Origin of the sequence: Christiangramia lutea, assembly GCF_022489035.1 — a bacterium.
Taxonomy (GTDB): Bacteria; Bacteroidota; Bacteroidia; order Flavobacteriales; family Flavobacteriaceae; genus Christiangramia; species Christiangramia lutea.
Genome location: NZ_JAKVTV010000001.1, coordinates 914991 through 931050, shown reverse-complemented (window position 1 = coordinate 931050; position 16060 = coordinate 914991). Strand labels below are relative to the sequence as shown.

Here is a 16060-nt window from a genome sequence, read left to right as displayed (position 1 = left end):
ATAGGCTAATAGCTAAATTTGGGTGAGTTTAAATACTAATCACTTAAAAAAATAAGATAATTATGGCTTTTGAGTTACCAAAATTAAAATATGCTTTTGATGCATTGGAACCACATATAGATGCAAAAACTATGGAAATTCACCATGGAAAACATCACGCGGGTTACACAAGTAAATTGAACAACGCGATAGAAGGTACTGAACTTGAGGGTAAGAATATTGAGAATATTTTAAAAAATCTTGATAAGTCTAATTCTGCAGTTCGTAATAACGGAGGTGGTTTCTATAACCACAGTTTGTTCTGGGAGATCATGTCTCCAGAGGGAGGAGGAAAACCTGAAGGAGAGCTTGCCAGTGCAATTGATAGCGCCTATGGGTCTTTCGAAGCATTTAAGGAAGAATTTTCTAAAGCAGCAGCGGGTCAGTTTGGATCTGGATGGGCATGGTTGTGTGTTCATGAAGGTGGAAAAGTGGAGATCTGCTCTACTCCTAACCAGGATAATCCAATAATGCCTGGTGTTGGTTGTGGTGGTACTCCTATTCTTGGACTGGATGTTTGGGAGCATGCATATTATTTGAACTACCAAAATAAGCGTCCGGAATATATAGACGCATTCTTTAATGTGATTAATTGGAAAGAAGTCTCTAGCAGATATGCAAAAGCAAAATAATCTCGATCCAGATAAAATTTTTAAGGCCACCAATTGGTGGCCTTTTTTTTATATCTAATTTTAATGATATTCCATAAAAAAAGGCGGAAACAAGTTCCACCTTTTTTTGCCCCAAATCTACCATGAACTTAACCTACTTATGCTATGGTATTGTGAATATAACACGAAAATTTCATATGAATTAATTTTTTAGACAAAAGGCAAAAAAAATAGGTAAAACACTGAAAAACAGAAAATTGTATGGTTTTTTATCCTGACTTTTTTTCTTTAATCCATAAAAAAAGGCGGAAACAAGTTCCACCTTTTTTTGCCCCAAATCTACCATGAACTTAACCTACTTATGCTATGGTATTGTGAATATAGAACGAATATGTTTTATAATTTTTATTTTTAGACGAAATGCCTGTATACTAGTTAAAATGCTGTAAAACATAAAATTGGGATTGATTTAGTAATTTTTTTATCCTTTACAGAAAATAAAAAAAGGCGGAAACAAGTTCCACCTTTTTTTGCCCCAAATCTACCATGAACTTAACCTACTTATGCTATGGTATTGTGAATATAGAACGAATATGTTTTATAATTTTTATTTTTAGACGAAATGCCTGTATACTAGTTAAAGTGCTGTAAAAGAGAAAAATGGGATTGATTTAGTGATTTTTTATCCTTTACAGAAAATAAAAAAAGGCGGAAAGAATCCACCTTTTTTTGCCCCAAATCTACCATGAACTTAACCTACTTATGTTATGGCAATGCTAATGTAAATAGAAAAGTATGCCCCTCAAAGAATATTAGATTAAGTGCATTTTTATCGGCTGAAAGGAATTTTTTAATACGCTCGTCCCTTATTTCCCTCGAAAAAGTTTATAAATGCTCGGTTTACTACCCTATTACCTCCAGGGGTTGGGTAATCCCCGGTAAAATACCAATCTCCAAGATTTTTAGGACAGGCTTTATGTAAATTCTTTACAGATTGGTAGATAACCTTTACATCAGCATTTACATCCTCATCACATAACAATTCAGAGATCTTATCAGAAATTTGTTCATCGGTGAATGGATCATAGATCTCTTTAACAAAATTCTGTACTTGGTTATCATCAAGGTCTACCTGTTCCTTACATTTATTATACACTTCATCAACGATGTCGTATTTGCCCTGTTCCTTCAATAATTCCAGGGCAGCTCTAAAGGCGACTAGGTCCTCTAGTCTTGCCATGTCTATTCCGTAGCAATCTGGGTATCTTATTTGCGGAGCCGAAGAAACAACAATGATCTTTCTGGGCTTAAGCCTGTCCATCATTTTGATAATACTTTTCTTCAGAGTAGTTCCCCTAACGATACTATCATCTATAATAACCAGGTTGTCTTCTGGTTTTACCACTCCATAGGTCACATCATAAACATGGGCTACCAGGTCGTCCCGGCTGCTGTCTTCTGTAATAAAGGTCCTAAGTTTTACATCCTTGATGGCGATTTTCTCTGTCCTTAAGCGGTGAGAAAGGATTTCCTGTAATCTGGCATCGGTTAAGGTGTCTTTTTCCTCCAGGATAGCTTCGTTCTTTTGTTTGTTCAGTTCATCCTGGGCTGCTTCCACCATTCCATAAAAAGAAGTTTCAGCTGTATTGGGAATAAATGAGAACACCGTTTTTAAAGTGTCATGCTCAATAGACTTCAGAACATCTGGCATTAAAAGCCTACCCAGCATTTTTCGCTCTTCGTAGATCTCAGCATCACTACCTCTGGAGAAATAGATCCGTTCAAAAGAACAGGCCTTTCTTTCTAGAGGTTCAATTATCTTCTTAATAGATACATTACCATTCTTTTTGGTGATAATGGCATTTCCAGGTGGTAACTCATGAACTTCATTGAAATCTACATTGAATACGGTTTGAATTACCGGTCTTTCTGAAGCGACCACAACAACTTCATCATCCTTATAGTAATATGCTGGTCTAATTCCTGCCGGATCCCTTAATACAAAAGAATCACCGTGACCAATTAAACCGGCCATAGCATAACCACCATCCCAGTTCTTGGAAGATTTTTTCAGAATTTTGGCAACGTTCAGTTGTTCAGCTATAATAGGTGAGGCCTCAACTTTGGAATAGCCTTCCTTTTTCAATTTTTTATAAAGTTTACGAACTTCTGAATCCAGGAAATGTCCAATCTTTTCCATTACGGTAACCGTATCTGCTCTTTCTTTTGGATGCTGACCTAATTCTACCAGGTTATTGAATAACCTGTTAACATTGGTCATATTGAAGTTACCCGCAACAATAAGGTTACGGTGCATCCAGTTGTTCTGCCTAAGGAAAGGATGAACGCTTTCTATGCTGTTCTTTCCAAAGGTTCCATACCTAACGTGTCCAAGGAAGACCTCCCCTAGATAAGGGATGTATCTTTTTTGCAATTCAGTGTCGTTAGCATATTCCGGGTTTGCCTGAATTTCATCGTTGATCCTCTGGTTGATCTGCTCAAAAATATCCTGAATAGGCTGAGCTTTGTTCGAACGAACCCTGCTGATGTATCGTTCTCCGGGAATGGTATTGAGTTTAATGCTTGCAAAACCGGCACCGTCCTGTCCACGGTTATGCTGTTTCTCCATTAAGAGATACATCTTGTTGACCCCGTAAAATGCTGTGCCGTATTTTTCCTTGTAGTAATCAAGAGGTTTTAAAAGCCTTATATGTGCAATTCCGCATTCGTGTTTTAAAGCATCACTCATATCTAAGTTTCCTTTAGGAATTTTATTGTGTTTGTCACAAAAAAAGCCCTGAAATTACAGGGCGTTATATTAATCTAGTTGTGTTTCGAATTGGGTCAATCTCTTGAATTCTTCAAGCCTCTCATTTACCTGCTCACCGGTTAGGGATTGCATTCTTTCGGTTCCGAATTTCTCTACGCAGAAGCTGGCCAGGTTAGAGCCGTAAATAATTGCACTCTTCATGTTCTCAAAGGAAACATCACCAGTCCTGGCAAGATAACCTATAAAGCCTCCTGCAAAAGTATCGCCAGCCCCGGTAGGATCAAATACTTCTTCTAACGGCAGGGCCGGAGCAAAAAAGATTTTATCCTGATTGAATAATAAGGCGCCGTGTTCTCCTTTCTTGATCACAACATATTTAGGACCCATTTCTTCGATCTTTCTTGCTGCCTTTACCAGTGAATATTCTCCAGAAAGTTGTCTCGCCTCTTCATCATTTATCGTTATTACATCAACTTTTTTGATCACCTTCATAAGGTCTTCCAAAGCATTATCCATCCAGAAATTCATAGTGTCTAGAACTACAAGCTTAGGGTTCTCAACTTGTTCAAGGACGCTTAATTGTACTAAAGGGTGTAGGTTTCCAAGCATTACGAATTCAGAATCTTTGTAGGATTCAGGAACTACAGGTTTGAAATCTGCAAGTACATTTAACTGAGTGTCTAAAGTATCTCTGGTATTAAGGTCGTTGTGATATTTTCCACTCCAGAAGAAAGTTTTACCTCCTTCAACAACTTCAACACCTTCTATGTTTATATTGTTCTTTTTCAGCAGCTCCATATATTCATTTGGGAAATCTTCTCCAACTACAGAAACAACCGCGCTTTCCACATCAAAATTTGAAGCTGACAAGCCAATATAGGTAGCGGCACCGCCGAGTATCTTATCGGTTTTTCCAAAAGGAGTTTCAATAGCATCGAACGCAACAGTTCCAACAATAAGTAATTTGCTCATAATAGGTTTTAAATAACGCTGCAAATATACAGTTTGTTTTTCAAGGTATAAACCTCAATTTAGTTGTGAAATGTTAAGCTTTATAGCCGGTATCTTCAAGAAGATTCTTTCCTTTAGAAGCAATGACGGCCAGAGCGTCGCATCTTTCATTTTGAGGATGGTCATTATGGCCTTTAATCCATTGAAACTGCACCTCGTGCCTTCGGTAAACTTTCAAAAATGCCTGCCATAGATCCGAATTTTTGCGATTCACGAAATTTTTCTTTTCCCAGCCAAAGACCCATCCCTTATTCACTGCATCTGCGACATATTTGGAATCTGTAAAGACTTTAGCAGGTGTTCCAGGATTTTTAAGTTTGCTCAAAGCCACTATCACAGCCATCAATTCCATTCTATTATTAGTGGTAAGCTTAAATCCCTGTGCAAATTCTTTCCGGTAGGGCTTTCCAACCCATTCCATTACAATTCCAAAACCACCCGGACCTGGATTGCCTCTGGCGGCACCATCGGTATATATATGAACTTTAGGTGTCTGCACTAATTCTTTTCATCTAGTAGTTGCTGAATTACCTTAGGGAAATGCCTGTATTCCAAGGAGTGTATTTTTTCAGCCAGAGTCTCTGGAGTATCATTTTCAGAGATCGTGGTAGTGGCCTGGAAAATCGTTTGACCTTCATCATATTTCTCGTTCACATAGTGAATGGTAATCCCGCTTTCTTTTTCCTTTTCAGCAATAATGGTTTCATGAACCTTGGAGCCATACATTCCTTTCCCTCCATATTTTGGGAGTAAAGCTGGATGAATATTAATGATCCTGTCTGGGAATTGTTTAATAATATTAGATGGGAATAGCCATAGGAATCCCGCCAGAACTATTAGGTCTGGATTCATGTCCTTTAGAAGGTTAAGAATTTCATTGGATTTATAAAAAGCATCCCTGTCAAAATGTAGAGCCTTAATATTTAATTTATGTGCTCGTTCCAGGGCGCCGGCAAATTTCTTATTCGAAAAAACAGCGAGTACTCTAGTGCTATCTGAATTTTGGAAATATTTGATGATATTTTCGGCGTTAGTGCCTGAACCTGAAGCAAAAATTACGATCTTCTTCTTTTTTGCACTTGCTTTGTCGCTCAAAATAAGGTTGTTAACATTTATTAGGACGCAAAATTAAAGGCTTTCAATGAATTTTGTGTAAATTACCGTCACATTTTTGGACTAAAAATCGGTTTTAAAATAAAGTTTTTTATTTTTGCCACCTAATCAAAATTAAAATAAAAAATTATGTCAGACATTGCATCAAGAGTAAAAGCTATTATCGTTGACAAATTGGGAGTTGACGAGAATGAAGTTGTAAACGAAGCCAGCTTCACCAACGACTTGGGTGCTGATTCACTAGACACAGTAGAATTGATCATGGAATTCGAAAAGGAATTTGACATTCAAATCCCAGACGATCAGGCAGAGAACATTGCTACTGTAGGTCAGGCAATTTCATATATCGAAGACGCTAAAAAATAAATCAACACACCATATGGAGTTAAAGCGAGTAGTAGTTACAGGCCTTGGTGCCTTAACCCCAATTGGTAACAATTTAGAGGAATATTGGGATGGACTTGTAAATGGTAAAAGTGGTAGTGCTCCTATCACTTATTTTGATACCGAAAAGTTCAAAACTAAATTCGCTTGCGAACTCAAAAACTTTAATCCGCTAGATCATTTTGATCGTAAGGAAGCTAGGAAGCTAGATAGATTTGCTCAGTATGCAATGGTATCTGCAGATGAGGCTATTCAGGATTCAGGTATAGACCTTGATACGGTAGACAAATTTCGCGTTGGCGTAATTTGGGGTGCTGGGATAGGAGGTCTGGAAACCTTCCAGAATGAGGTGATCAATTTTGCAGAGGGAGACGGTTCACCAAGATTCAACCCATTTTTTATTCCTAAGATGATCGCAGATATTGCCCCTGGTAATATTTCGATCAAACATGGATTTATGGGGGCGAATTATACAACGGTATCTGCATGTGCCTCTTCTGCAAACGCTATGATAGATGCACTGAACAATATCAGACTTGGTCACAGCGATGTGATCGTATCTGGTGGTTCTGAAGCAGCGGTGACCATCGCAGGAATGGGTGGATTTAACGCAATGCATGCCCTTTCTACTCGTAATGATAGTCCGGAAACTGCTTCCAGACCATTTGACGCAACCAGGGATGGATTTGTACTAGGTGAAGGTGGAGGTGCGCTTATACTTGAAGAATATGAGCATGCGAAAGCCCGAGGTGCAAAGATCTATGCCGAAGTGCTGGGCGGAGGATTATCTTCTGATGCTTACCACATGACTGCCCCTCATCCGGAAGGTGACGGAGTAGTAGCGGTGATGAAAAATTGCCTTAGAAATGCCGGATTAAAACCGGAAGATGTAGATGCGATCAATACGCACGGTACTTCAACACCTCTTGGTGATGTAGCCGAGCTAAAAGCAATTTCCAAAGTTTTTGGAGAGCATGCAAAAAATATCAATATCAACTCTACGAAATCCATGACCGGGCATTTATTGGGTGCTGCAGGAGCCATAGAGGCAATAGCGGCTATACTTTCCATGAAACATGGGATTGTTCCTCCAACAATAAATCACGAACATATCGACGAAAATATCGATCCAGAGCTTAATCTTACTTTAAATAAAGCTCAGAAAAGAGATGTTAATGTCGTTATGAGTAATACTTTCGGGTTTGGTGGACATAATGCCTGTGTTGTATTTAAGAAACTGGACGAATAAACAATGAGTGTTATTCGAAACATATTAAATTCCCGCTCTTCACAAGGCGGGAATTTTTTTAATATACTAACTCAAATTCTTGGGTTTAAACCCAAGTCCCTCACTCATTATAAGAAAGCATTCACCCACCGTTCTCTGAATAGAAAGGACGAGGAAGGAAATGCCATTAACTTCGAAAGAATGGAATTTTTGGGTGACGCTATGCTAAGTGCCGTTGTTGCTTCTCATCTATTTAAAGCGGTGCCTGGGGGAAATGAAGGTTATCTAACCAAAATGAGGTCTAAAGTTGTTAGCCGAAAGCATTTGAACGAACTAGGGAAAGACCTTGGGCTTATAAATCATGTTCAAACGAATATTTCTAAAGAACAATTTGGTGTGAATATCCATGGGAATCTTTTTGAAGCCCTCGTAGGAGCAATTTACCTGGACCGGGGCTATAAATACTGCAAACGTTTCATCTATGAACGGGTAATAGATCCTTATGTTGATATTGAACAACTGGAAGGGAAAGTTATAAGTTATAAAAGTTTAGTGATAGAATGGTGCCAGAAGGAGAAGAAGGAGTTCGATTATGAGGTATACGAAGACACCGGGAATGATGAGCTTAAACATTTCGCGGTTAAACTAAGAATCAACAATAGAGTTGTAGCGAAAGCAAGGGCCACCTCGAAAAAGAAGGCTGAAGAAAAGGCCTCTAAACGAGCTTACTATGCTCTTCAGAACAAAATTGAATAATTTTAATGATTTGCCTTAAACTATAACGTTTTCGTAAATATTTGTGAATTTTTAGGCCATAAAATCTTCATTTTGTTAATCAAATAGTATCTTTAAATCTTAAAGTATAGATTTATGCAATCGCATAAAATGCTTCTGGAAGTTGAAGATGAAAGTTTTTATTTAATCGCCATTTATTCCTCTCTTGAAGGATATAAAATGGCGTATTTCATAAATAAATATATCAAGGTCAAACTCGAAAGAGAAAGACAGGATATTGACTTTAACCATCAAGAATATAATGCTTTTTACGCCTTGTATTCACACAAAGACCCAAATTCATACTATAGCCTGGACCTTGTGTCTAACAAATTCAAGGGAGAACCTAAAAGAATTTTAAGTTCTGGGTCACTTTTTGAAGAAGAAGAACTAAGTCCACAGGAAGTAAATCTTATACCAGAATATGGGAAGGTAGATTACTTTCTGAAATTGGGTGAAGAAATTCATCCAAAAGAATTTACCAGGTTACTTAATAAAATTGGACAGATCCCAGGAGTACAGGGAGCTTATGCTGTTGATGTAGAAAAATTAAAATCCAAACAAAATCTAATTTTCGAATAATGCCTACCAACAAGAAAACAAAAATAGTCGCCACGCTGGGCCCTGCAACCAGTAGTAAGGATGTCTTAAGAAAAATGTTGCAGGAAGGTGTAAATGTATTTCGTATTAACTTCTCTCATGCCAATTACGATGATGTTAAAGAAAGAATCAGAATGATTCGTGAGCTTAATGAGGAGGACGGATTTAATGCAGCGATCCTGGGAGACCTTCAGGGACCTAAACTTCGGGTAGGTGTTATGAAGGAAGAGGTTGTAGTTAATGAAGGAGACCAGATTGTTTTTGCAACCGGAAAAGAATTTAAAGGTACGGCCGAAAGAGTGTTTATGAATTACGATTCATTTCCTCGAGACGTAAAGGCTGGGGAAAGGATTCTTCTTGATGACGGAAAACTTATTTTCGAGGTTGTTAGCACCAATAAAAAGAACGAGGTAAAAACAAAAGTGATCCAGGGGGGACCTCTAAAATCTAAAAAAGGAGTAAATCTTCCCAATACAAATATTTCCCTTCCAGCTCTAACCGAAAAAGATGTGAGAGATGCCATTTTCGCTTGCGAAATGGATGTAGACTGGATCGCGCTGTCATTTGTGAGACATGCTGAAGACCTTATTGAACTTCAGAACTTAATAAAAAAACATACAGAGCATAAGATCCCGATCATAGCGAAGATCGAAAAGCCTGAAGGAGTTGAAAATATTGATAAGATCGTGGCTTATTGCGACGGACTTATGGTTGCTCGAGGAGACCTTGGAGTTGAAATTCCAGCTCAGGAAGTTCCACTTATCCAGAAAAAACTGGTATTAACTGCCAAAAAAGCAAGAATCCCGGTAATCATTGCAACTCAAATGATGGAAACCATGATCACCAGCCTTACACCAACCAGGGCTGAGGTTAACGACGTGGCAAACTCGGTAATGGATGGTGCAGATGCCGTGATGCTAAGTGGAGAAACATCAGTTGGGCAGTATCCGGTTCAGGTGATCCAGAAAATGTCCCAGATCTTAGAAAGTGTAGAAAATTCACCTCTTATCAAGGTTCCTCATGAGCCGCCTCATGTTAAAACCAAACGTTACATCACCAAAGCGGTTTGCTATCACGCCGCACATATGGCCAATGAGATAAAAGCCAAAGCTATATGTACCCTTACCAATAGCGGTTATACAGCATTTCAGATCTCGGCATGGAGACCAGAGGCTCATATACTTGTCTTTACCTCAAATAAAAGAATATTGAATCAGCTTAGTCTTCTTTGGGGAGTAAAAGCCTTTTATTACGATAAATTCGTAAGTACAGATGAAACCATTGAAGATATAAGTTCTATGGCCAAAAACTTCAAATTTGTAGAGGTTGGAGATTTTACAATAAACCTTGCAGCAATGCCAATTACCGCTAAAGGGATGGTAAATACGCTTAGGGTTTCTGAAATAGAATAACCAGATTTCAATTAAAGTATGAGACCGGAGATTTATCTATAGATAGGTTTCCGGTTTTTTAGTGGTGAAAATATCGGTCGCCAATATCAAGATCTTCCCGAACTAGAATATCTGTAATAGTTCTTTTTGTATTTCCGTACTGTGCGTGTTTAAAAGATAGTTTTAAGGTGTCTCGCGTCAGTTTTAGAATTTTGAAATATTTATAATCCTTATCGGTATTCATTAACTGAGGAATATCCGGACTGGTGATTTTTAAATAAGGCTCTCCTTTTTTATTCTTTTTGAACTTCCATTGTCCCTTAAGAGAGCTCCCACAATCTCTGTTTTCTTCATTATTGTCCAGAACAACTCCATTTAATTTATAAGTTTGTCTGTAATTCATAAAGCAAGGCCCCATATTCATTCGAACATCGTTGTTATATCCTCGGGCAATTTTCCAGGTTTTAAGACTGTCACCGTGAAGCAAAGATGAAGCATTCTCGGGTAAATTGTAAGCCTTATGTTCTTCTGAACATGACATAAAGATTAATGAAAGAATAAAAACAATTCCCGGGAAGCTTCTCACAATTTCTTAAAACTTAAATTTTAACTGAACCGAAATCTCTTTTTTTTCTTCTTCTGATCCCTTTTTCTCTGTATTCAAATTGGAAAGAGAGATTCCCAGAAGACGTACTGAATCTTTCATTTTTTCCTGGTAAAGCAACTCTTTTGCGATCTCCAGGATAAGATCCTTGTCACTAATATAATAATTGATGGTCTTACTTCTGGTTTGCAGGGTAAAATCGCTGTACTTGATCTTTAAAGTGATCGTTTTTCCAGCAACTTTACTATTATTCAACCTTCGCTCAATTTCTTCGGAAATATTCTCAAGTCTCTCCAGCATAAAGATCTCTGAAGATATGTTTTCTCTAAAAGTCCTTTCGGCACCAAGAGATTTCCTTATCCTGTGCGGCTTTACCTCGCTGTGATGTATGCCTCTTACCACATTGTAAAAGTGAGATCCGCTTTTTCCGAAATGTTCGGAAAGATACTCTTCGGTCTTTTCTTTAAGATCCTTACCATTAAAAATTCCCAGGCGGTACATTTTTTCAGCAGTAACTTTTCCCACACCATAAAACTTTCTAATATCAAGGTCTTCCAGAAATTGCAGAACTTCCTCAGGGGGAACGGTTTTCTGTCCATTTGGTTTGTTCACGTCGCTGGCCACCTTAGCGATGAATTTGTTTATCGAAATTCCTGCAGAAGCATTTAGCCCTGTCTTTTCTTTGATGCGATTCCTTATTTGTTTAGCAATAAGGGTAGCGCTGGGTAATCCTATTTTGTTTTTGGTTACGTCTAAATATGCTTCATCAAGAGACAGAGGTTCTACCAGGTCTGTAAACTCGTGAAAAATCTCCCTTATCTGCTGAGATATTTCTTTGTATCTCTCAAATCTGGGTTTAACGAAAATAAGTTCTGGACAATTTCGTTTAGCAATAACACTGCTCATAGCACTTCTTACCCCAAACTTTCTAGCTTCATAGCTAGCAGCACTAACTACGCCGCGCTGGGAACTTCCACCAACCGCAATTGGCTTATCACGAAGTTCAGGGTTGTCCAGTTGTTCTACAGATGCATAAAAGGCATCCATGTCTATATGGATAATTTTGCGAAGTTTTTCCACCTTGCAAATTTATATAATATCTTAGTGTAAATATTTAAATCTTACAGATGAGCCAGGCCAAAACTGCAATAATTTTAGGTGCTACCGGTTTAACGGGCAGTATTCTTCTGGACAGACTGGTTAAGGATGAACGGTATAGAAAGATCAAAGTTTTTAGCCGAAATCATGTAAAGATCAAGGATGAAAAAATAGAAGAATATCTAATCGACCTATTTGAGCTCGAAAAGTTCAGTAATCTTTTCACGGCTGATGAGGTTTTTTGTTGCATTGGGAGTACTCAGAAAAAAACTCCTGATAATGATACCTATAGAATGGTCGATTTCGGGATTCCCGCTACCGCGGCAAAATTATCTCAGCAAAACCAGATCAGGACCTTCCAGGTGATTTCTGCCATGGGAGCCAATGAGGATAGCCGGTTTTTCTATAACCGGGTTAAGGGAGAAATGGAAGGCGCCGTTATGGAAAGACGTATTTTAAATACCTATATCTTACGCCCTTCGTTAATAGGAGGTCAACGTGAAGAGAGCAGGCCTATGGAGTATATCTGGAAAAAGATCATGCTTTGGGGAGATCATCTACTGGTTGGAAAACTGAAAAAATACAGAAGTATAAAACCTGAAATTATCGTAGATGCCATGATCTATCTGGCCAATAATGATTATCGTTGTGGGAGGATAGAATCAGATGAAATAGAAATGATCGCAGAGAAATATAAAAGTTAATGATTGAGATCGAAAGGAAATTCCTGGTAAAATCGAATGATTATAAAAGGGAATCTAAAAAAAAGACTCTTTTTGTCCAGGCATATCTAAACACCCATCTTGAAAGAACCATTAGGATCAGGATTAGCGGAGATACTGCCTTGATGACTATAAAAGGTAAATCTTCTGAAAATGGGTTGTCGCGTTTTGAATGGGAGAAGGAAATTGATGTAGTTGATGCCCGGGAACTTTTGAAGATCTGCGAGCCAGGTAAAATTGAAAAGTACAGGTATGAAGTAGATCATGGTAACCATACCTATGAGATCGACGAGTTTCTTGAAGATAACCAGGGGCTTGTTCTGGCAGAAGTAGAACTACAGGACGAAAATGAGACTTTTATAAAGCCTTCCTGGCTGGGTACAGAAGTGACCGGAAGTCTTGAGTATTATAATTCAAACCTTATTAATAAACCTTACAAAAACTGGAAATAATGAAAAGAGTCCTATACCTGATCTTGTTTACAACAATCATAGCCTGCGCTGAAAAATCTGAAAAAAACACAACAGAGGGAGAGAAGGCTATTGAGGTTGAAAAAGATTCAGTATCAACACAAGATGTTGCTGCAATTGAAGAGAGGTTAAAAAAGGATGGGTACCAGACTTTTAGTTATAAAGATGGGGATACTACCTATTTAATGCAACAATATTATATGGTATTTTTAAAATCTGGCGCTACCCGTAGCCAGGATTCGACCGAAGCTGCAGAATTGCAAAAACAACACCTGGCTCATTTGTCGAGAATGTATAAGGAAGGTTACACCAGCCTTACCGGACCAATGGGAGATGATGGTGACCTTCGTGGAATTGTGGTTTATAATACTGCAACCTTGAAAGAGGCAGATAGCCTTGCAAATCTCGATCCCATGGTGAAGGCAGGTAGGTTGAAAGTAGAGGTGCATCCATGGTGGGTCGCCAAAGGGGGAAAATTGAAATAGATCATGAGACAAACCAACCAATTACCGGAATTAAAATATTTGGGGAACGAAAAGAAAAAACTTACCCTGCATTTATTCTTTCAAATAATGGGAAAGATCAGGATGTGTTTTACACCGCGTAAAAATCATTGGTGGTACACTACTCTCTATGTAAATGAAAAAGGTTTTACTACAGGACCTGTACCGTTCCGGGATGGTTTCGAATCATTTTCAGTAACCCTGAATATTCTCGAGAACAGGGTTGAGGTTTTTACCAGCACTGCAGAAATAAGATCTTTCAGATTGGAAAAACATCTAAGTGTTTCCGATTTTTATAATTACCTAATTAGCATTTTGAAAGAGTTGGATATCGATGTTAAGATCAATGGACGGCCTTTTGATTTAGGAATTGAAAAAAGGTTCTCAGAAATAGAGGATTTGCAGCATTACAGTAAAAGTTATGCTATGACCTACTGGAAGACCTTTTTATGGGTAAGCTCAGTATTTAAGGAATTTAGTGGCAGGTTTTATGGTAAGACCTGTCCCGTTCATCTTTACTGGCATTCCATGGATATCGCCGTGACCAGGTTTTCCGGAAAAAAAGCACCTCCGATGCCTAAGGATTCGAGGATTTCAGATAAAGATGCCTATAGCCATGAATGTATAAGTTTTGGTTTCTGGGCAGGAGACGAGAATATTCAGGAACCTGCATTTTATTCCTATACTTATCCATCACCTGATGGTCTGGATTCTAAAACTTTAGAACCAGATAAAGCAAATTGGATCATAAATAATGGCACTCCTATGGCCGCGCTTACCTATGCCGATCTACTCGAAATGGACAACCCGCGAAAAGTTTTGTTAGAATTTCTTGAAAGTGCCTATGTTGCCGGAGCAGAACAGGCAGAATGGGATATTGAAGGTTTTAAGGTTCCGCCTCTCAGCGAACTTTAAACCGATTTTATAATTCCGGAAATTTCATGTTTAGGTACTACTCCAGATTGTCTCCACTTTTGTTCCCCATTCTTGAACAGAATCATGGTAGGTACTCCACGTACCTGGTACCTGATAGCTAATTCTTGATTTTTATCAACATCAATTTTTACGATTTTCACCTGGTCACCTAATTCATCTTTAACTTCCTTAAGAATTGGCGCCAAGGTTTTACAGGGTCCACACCAGTCTGCATGAAAATCTATCAAAACCGGCGTTTCACTCTTAATGATTTCACTAAAACTGCTTTTCATATTTTTTCAATTTGTAGATACAATTTAAGAATAAGACTTCAAATCCTTCATTAAGGATCGGTTAAAAAAAGTGACCCTAGAATCACAAATGCTAGGGTCACATTCAACCAACAACTAACAATAAATTTATTTCCAGCCTCCACCCAGGGCCTCATATAGATCTACTATAGATTTTAACTGATTATACCTGGCATTAGTTAGGTCGAGGCTTGAATTAAGTGCATTCTCTCTCGCCGTTAACACTTCCAGGTAATTCGCAAGGCCATTTACCAGTAATTCCTCCGAATAATCTGTGGCCAGGTCATAGGCTTCAAATTCTTTCTGTTTTACTTCTATTTTTTCTGTGGAAGCTTCGTATGAGTATAAAGCATCTGAAACTTCTTTGCTGGCGGTTAAGATCGCCCTGCGGAATTCCAGCCTGGCTTGTTCCTGTTGTGCTTCAGAAACTTCGAACTCTGTTCGTATCCTTCTTCCATTTAAAATGGGCTGGGCAAGACCGCCAATCACCGTGGCAAATAAAGAATTTACACTAAATAGATCTTCGGCTTCAAGTGCCTGAAGTCCACCGGTGGCCGATAAGGTAAGAGACGGGTAAAAATTACTTCGGGCCACATTGGTAAGCTCAAAGGCATTCATAAGGTCATATTCTGCAGCAATAACATCTGGCCTGTTCCTTAAAAGTTGTACGGGAACACCAATATTAAGCTCTGTAGTGATCTCCTGTTCATCTAGATCTGTCCTTTCGATCTTCATAGGTGCCTGACCTAGCAGGATAGAAAGAGTATTCTCAAGTAATCTTTCTTCATTATTAAGGTCTATAAGAATTGCTTTAGCAGTATAGTACTGGGCTTCGGTTTGCTTCACTCCAACTTCAGTAAGATTGCCGGCTTCCTTAAGGGCCTGGGTAGCATCCAGGCTTTTTTCTCGTGTGGCAACTGTTTCTTCGGTGATCCTTATCTGCTCATCTAGAGCTAGCAACTGGTAATAGGTGGAAGCGATCGAAGCGATAAGCCTGGTCTTGACCGCCTGATGTGCCGCAATACTTTGCAGGTAACTGGCATCCAAGGCACGTTTCTGACTTCTGATCTTTCCCCATATATCTGCTTCCCACGAAAGACTTGCACTAAGCTGGTACTGGTTTACTGAACTAAAAAGAGATCCAAACTGGCTGTTTTCAGATAATTCCTGGTGGGTGAATGTAGCGTCTCCGTTCAGACTGGGGAGATAACCTGCTTTCCCTTGTTTTACATAGGCTTCGGCAGCAATGATTTGTTGCAGGGCGATCCTGATATCGATATTGTTTTCCAGCCCGGTCTCTATATATTCCTGAAGAAGCGGATCGGTAAACATTTCTTTCCAGGAAACATTGGCCATATTCAGAGTATCCTGTTCAATATTATCTGTCCTGAACTTTTCTTCTTGTACTACTTCAGGTTGTTCATAATCTTTCGCAACAAAGCAGGACTGAAGACTGATAAGAGTAAAGCCTGCAATAAGTATTTTCAGATTAAATATTGACTTCATTTTATCCAAT

18 protein-coding genes are annotated in these 16060 nt (G+C 38.6%); 10 read left to right on the top strand and 8 right to left on the bottom strand.

From position 1 onward, the window contains the following. Positions 1–62: 62 nt before the first annotated feature. Entirely contained in the window at positions 63–671 is a 609-nt protein-coding gene (locus tag ML462_RS04255; RefSeq protein ID WP_240712506.1) for a superoxide dismutase, read from the top strand. 829 nt (positions 672–1500) lie between these two features. Here ML462_RS04255 and ML462_RS04250 read toward each other — a convergent pair. From ML462_RS04250 to purN, 4 genes are all read right to left on the bottom strand, one after another. Then, complete coding sequence (locus ML462_RS04250; protein WP_240712504.1) at positions 1501–3399, bottom strand: amidophosphoribosyltransferase; 1899 nt, start codon at positions 3397–3399, stop codon at positions 1501–1503. Positions 3400–3468: 69 nt separating this feature from the next. Then, entirely contained in the window at positions 3469–4392 is a 924-nt protein-coding gene (locus ML462_RS04245) for a PfkB family carbohydrate kinase (protein WP_240712502.1), read from the bottom strand. A 73-nt stretch (positions 4393–4465) separates the two neighbouring features. Beyond that, positions 4466–4930 carry a ribonuclease HI gene (rnhA, locus tag ML462_RS04240; protein WP_240712500.1) on the bottom strand — a complete coding sequence of 155 codons (465 nt, stop codon included), beginning with the start codon at positions 4928–4930 and terminating at the stop codon, positions 4466–4468. Next, complete coding sequence (purN, locus tag ML462_RS04235; protein WP_240712490.1) at positions 4930–5526, bottom strand: phosphoribosylglycinamide formyltransferase; 597 nt, start codon at positions 5524–5526, stop codon at positions 4930–4932. Before purN ends, rnhA begins: the two co-directional genes overlap by 1 nt. 147 nt (positions 5527–5673) lie before the next feature. On the opposite strand from purN, the gene ML462_RS04230 reads away from it, so the two are divergent. The 5 genes from ML462_RS04230 to pyk all read left to right on the top strand — a co-directional run bounded on the left by ML462_RS04230 (position 5674) and on the right by pyk (position 9942). Next, positions 5674–5910, top strand: a complete 237-nt coding sequence (locus ML462_RS04230) for an acyl carrier protein (protein ID WP_013069791.1) — start codon at positions 5674–5676, stop codon at positions 5908–5910. Positions 5911–5923: 13 nt separating this feature from the next. Then, positions 5924–7177 carry a beta-ketoacyl-ACP synthase II gene (fabF, locus tag ML462_RS04225; protein ID WP_240712489.1) on the top strand — a complete coding sequence of 418 codons (1254 nt, stop codon included), beginning with the start codon at positions 5924–5926 and terminating at the stop codon, positions 7175–7177. 3 nt (positions 7178–7180) lie between these two features. Then, positions 7181–7912: a ribonuclease III gene (gene rnc / locus ML462_RS04220; protein ID WP_240712487.1), complete on the top strand. Its 732-nt coding sequence runs from the start codon at positions 7181–7183 to the stop codon at positions 7910–7912. Positions 7913–8026: 114 nt separating this feature from the next. Next, on the top strand, positions 8027–8512 hold the full coding sequence (locus ML462_RS04215) for an IPExxxVDY family protein (RefSeq protein WP_240712486.1): 486 nt from the start codon (positions 8027–8029) through the stop codon (positions 8510–8512). Further along, the gene (gene pyk, locus ML462_RS04210; RefSeq protein WP_240712484.1) at positions 8512–9942 is read left to right on the top strand and encodes a pyruvate kinase; all 1431 of its coding nucleotides are present in this window, start codon (positions 8512–8514) and stop codon (positions 9940–9942) included. Before ML462_RS04215 ends, pyk begins: the two co-directional genes overlap by 1 nt. A 58-nt stretch (positions 9943–10000) precedes the next feature. Here the strand turns inward: pyk and ML462_RS04205 are convergent, their stop codons facing one another. Beyond that, on the bottom strand, positions 10001–10462 hold the full coding sequence (locus ML462_RS04205) for a lipocalin family protein (protein ID WP_240712483.1): 462 nt from the start codon (positions 10460–10462) through the stop codon (positions 10001–10003). A 51-nt stretch (positions 10463–10513) separates the two neighbouring features. After that, the gene (gene dinB, locus ML462_RS04200; RefSeq protein WP_341481570.1) at positions 10514–11605 is read right to left on the bottom strand and encodes a DNA polymerase IV; all 1092 of its coding nucleotides are present in this window, start codon (positions 11603–11605) and stop codon (positions 10514–10516) included. Positions 11606–11652: 47 nt separating this feature from the next. On the opposite strand from dinB, the gene ML462_RS04195 reads away from it, so the two are divergent. The 4 genes from ML462_RS04195 to ML462_RS04180 are packed head-to-tail and all read left to right on the top strand — an operon-like array spanning position 11653 to position 14233. Continuing rightward, positions 11653–12327: an NAD(P)H-binding protein gene (locus tag ML462_RS04195; protein ID WP_240712482.1), complete on the top strand. Its 675-nt coding sequence runs from the start codon at positions 11653–11655 to the stop codon at positions 12325–12327. Further along, entirely contained in the window at positions 12327–12797 is a 471-nt protein-coding gene (locus ML462_RS04190; RefSeq protein ID WP_240712481.1) for a CYTH domain-containing protein, read from the top strand. Before ML462_RS04195 ends, ML462_RS04190 begins: the two co-directional genes overlap by 1 nt. Further along, complete coding sequence (locus tag ML462_RS04185) at positions 12797–13300, top strand: YciI family protein (protein ID WP_240712480.1); 504 nt, start codon at positions 12797–12799, stop codon at positions 13298–13300. Before ML462_RS04190 ends, ML462_RS04185 begins: the two co-directional genes overlap by 1 nt. A gap of 3 nt (positions 13301–13303) precedes the next feature. Further along, on the top strand, positions 13304–14233 hold the full coding sequence (locus ML462_RS04180) for a DUF5996 family protein (protein WP_240712479.1): 930 nt from the start codon (positions 13304–13306) through the stop codon (positions 14231–14233). On the opposite strand, the gene trxA is transcribed toward ML462_RS04180, so the two are convergent. Continuing rightward, positions 14230–14526, bottom strand: coding sequence for a thioredoxin (gene trxA / locus ML462_RS04175; RefSeq protein ID WP_240712478.1), 297 nt, complete (start codon positions 14524–14526; stop codon positions 14230–14232). The genes ML462_RS04180 and trxA overlap by 4 nt on opposite strands. A gap of 126 nt (positions 14527–14652) precedes the next feature. Further along, positions 14653–16050 (bottom strand): efflux transporter outer membrane subunit, encoded by a 1398-nt coding sequence (locus ML462_RS04170; RefSeq protein ID WP_240712477.1) that lies wholly within the window; start codon positions 16048–16050, stop codon positions 14653–14655. Positions 16051–16060 lie beyond the last annotated feature (10 nt).

Bases quoted from the DNA above. Each gene is read 5' to 3' on its own strand.
- ML462_RS04255 (WP_240712506.1), top strand. From the start codon at position 63: ATGGCTTTTGAGTTACCAAAATTAAAATATGCTTTTGATGCATTGGAA.
- ML462_RS04250 (WP_240712504.1), bottom strand. From the start codon at position 3,399: ATGAGTGATGCTTTAAAACACGAATGCGGAATTGCACATATAAGGCTT.
- ML462_RS04245 (WP_240712502.1), bottom strand. From the start codon at position 4,392: ATGAGCAAATTACTTATTGTTGGAACTGTTGCGTTCGATGCTATTGAA.
- ML462_RS04230 (WP_013069791.1), top strand. From the start codon at position 5,674: ATGTCAGACATTGCATCAAGAGTAAAAGCTATTATCGTTGACAAATTG.
- fabF (WP_240712489.1), top strand. From the start codon at position 5,924: ATGGAGTTAAAGCGAGTAGTAGTTACAGGCCTTGGTGCCTTAACCCCA.
- rnc (WP_240712487.1), top strand. From the start codon at position 7,181: ATGAGTGTTATTCGAAACATATTAAATTCCCGCTCTTCACAAGGCGGG.
- ML462_RS04215 (WP_240712486.1), top strand. From the start codon at position 8,027: ATGCAATCGCATAAAATGCTTCTGGAAGTTGAAGATGAAAGTTTTTAT.
- pyk (WP_240712484.1), top strand. From the start codon at position 8,512: ATGCCTACCAACAAGAAAACAAAAATAGTCGCCACGCTGGGCCCTGCA.
- ML462_RS04205 (WP_240712483.1), bottom strand. From the start codon at position 10,462: ATGTCATGTTCAGAAGAACATAAGGCTTACAATTTACCCGAGAATGCT.
- ML462_RS04195 (WP_240712482.1), top strand. From the start codon at position 11,653: ATGAGCCAGGCCAAAACTGCAATAATTTTAGGTGCTACCGGTTTAACG.
- ML462_RS04190 (WP_240712481.1), top strand. From the start codon at position 12,327: ATGATTGAGATCGAAAGGAAATTCCTGGTAAAATCGAATGATTATAAA.
- ML462_RS04185 (WP_240712480.1), top strand. From the start codon at position 12,797: ATGAAAAGAGTCCTATACCTGATCTTGTTTACAACAATCATAGCCTGC.
- ML462_RS04180 (WP_240712479.1), top strand. From the start codon at position 13,304: ATGAGACAAACCAACCAATTACCGGAATTAAAATATTTGGGGAACGAA.
- trxA (WP_240712478.1), bottom strand. From the start codon at position 14,526: ATGAAAAGCAGTTTTAGTGAAATCATTAAGAGTGAAACGCCGGTTTTG.
- ML462_RS04170 (WP_240712477.1), bottom strand. From the start codon at position 16,050: ATGAAGTCAATATTTAATCTGAAAATACTTATTGCAGGCTTTACTCTT.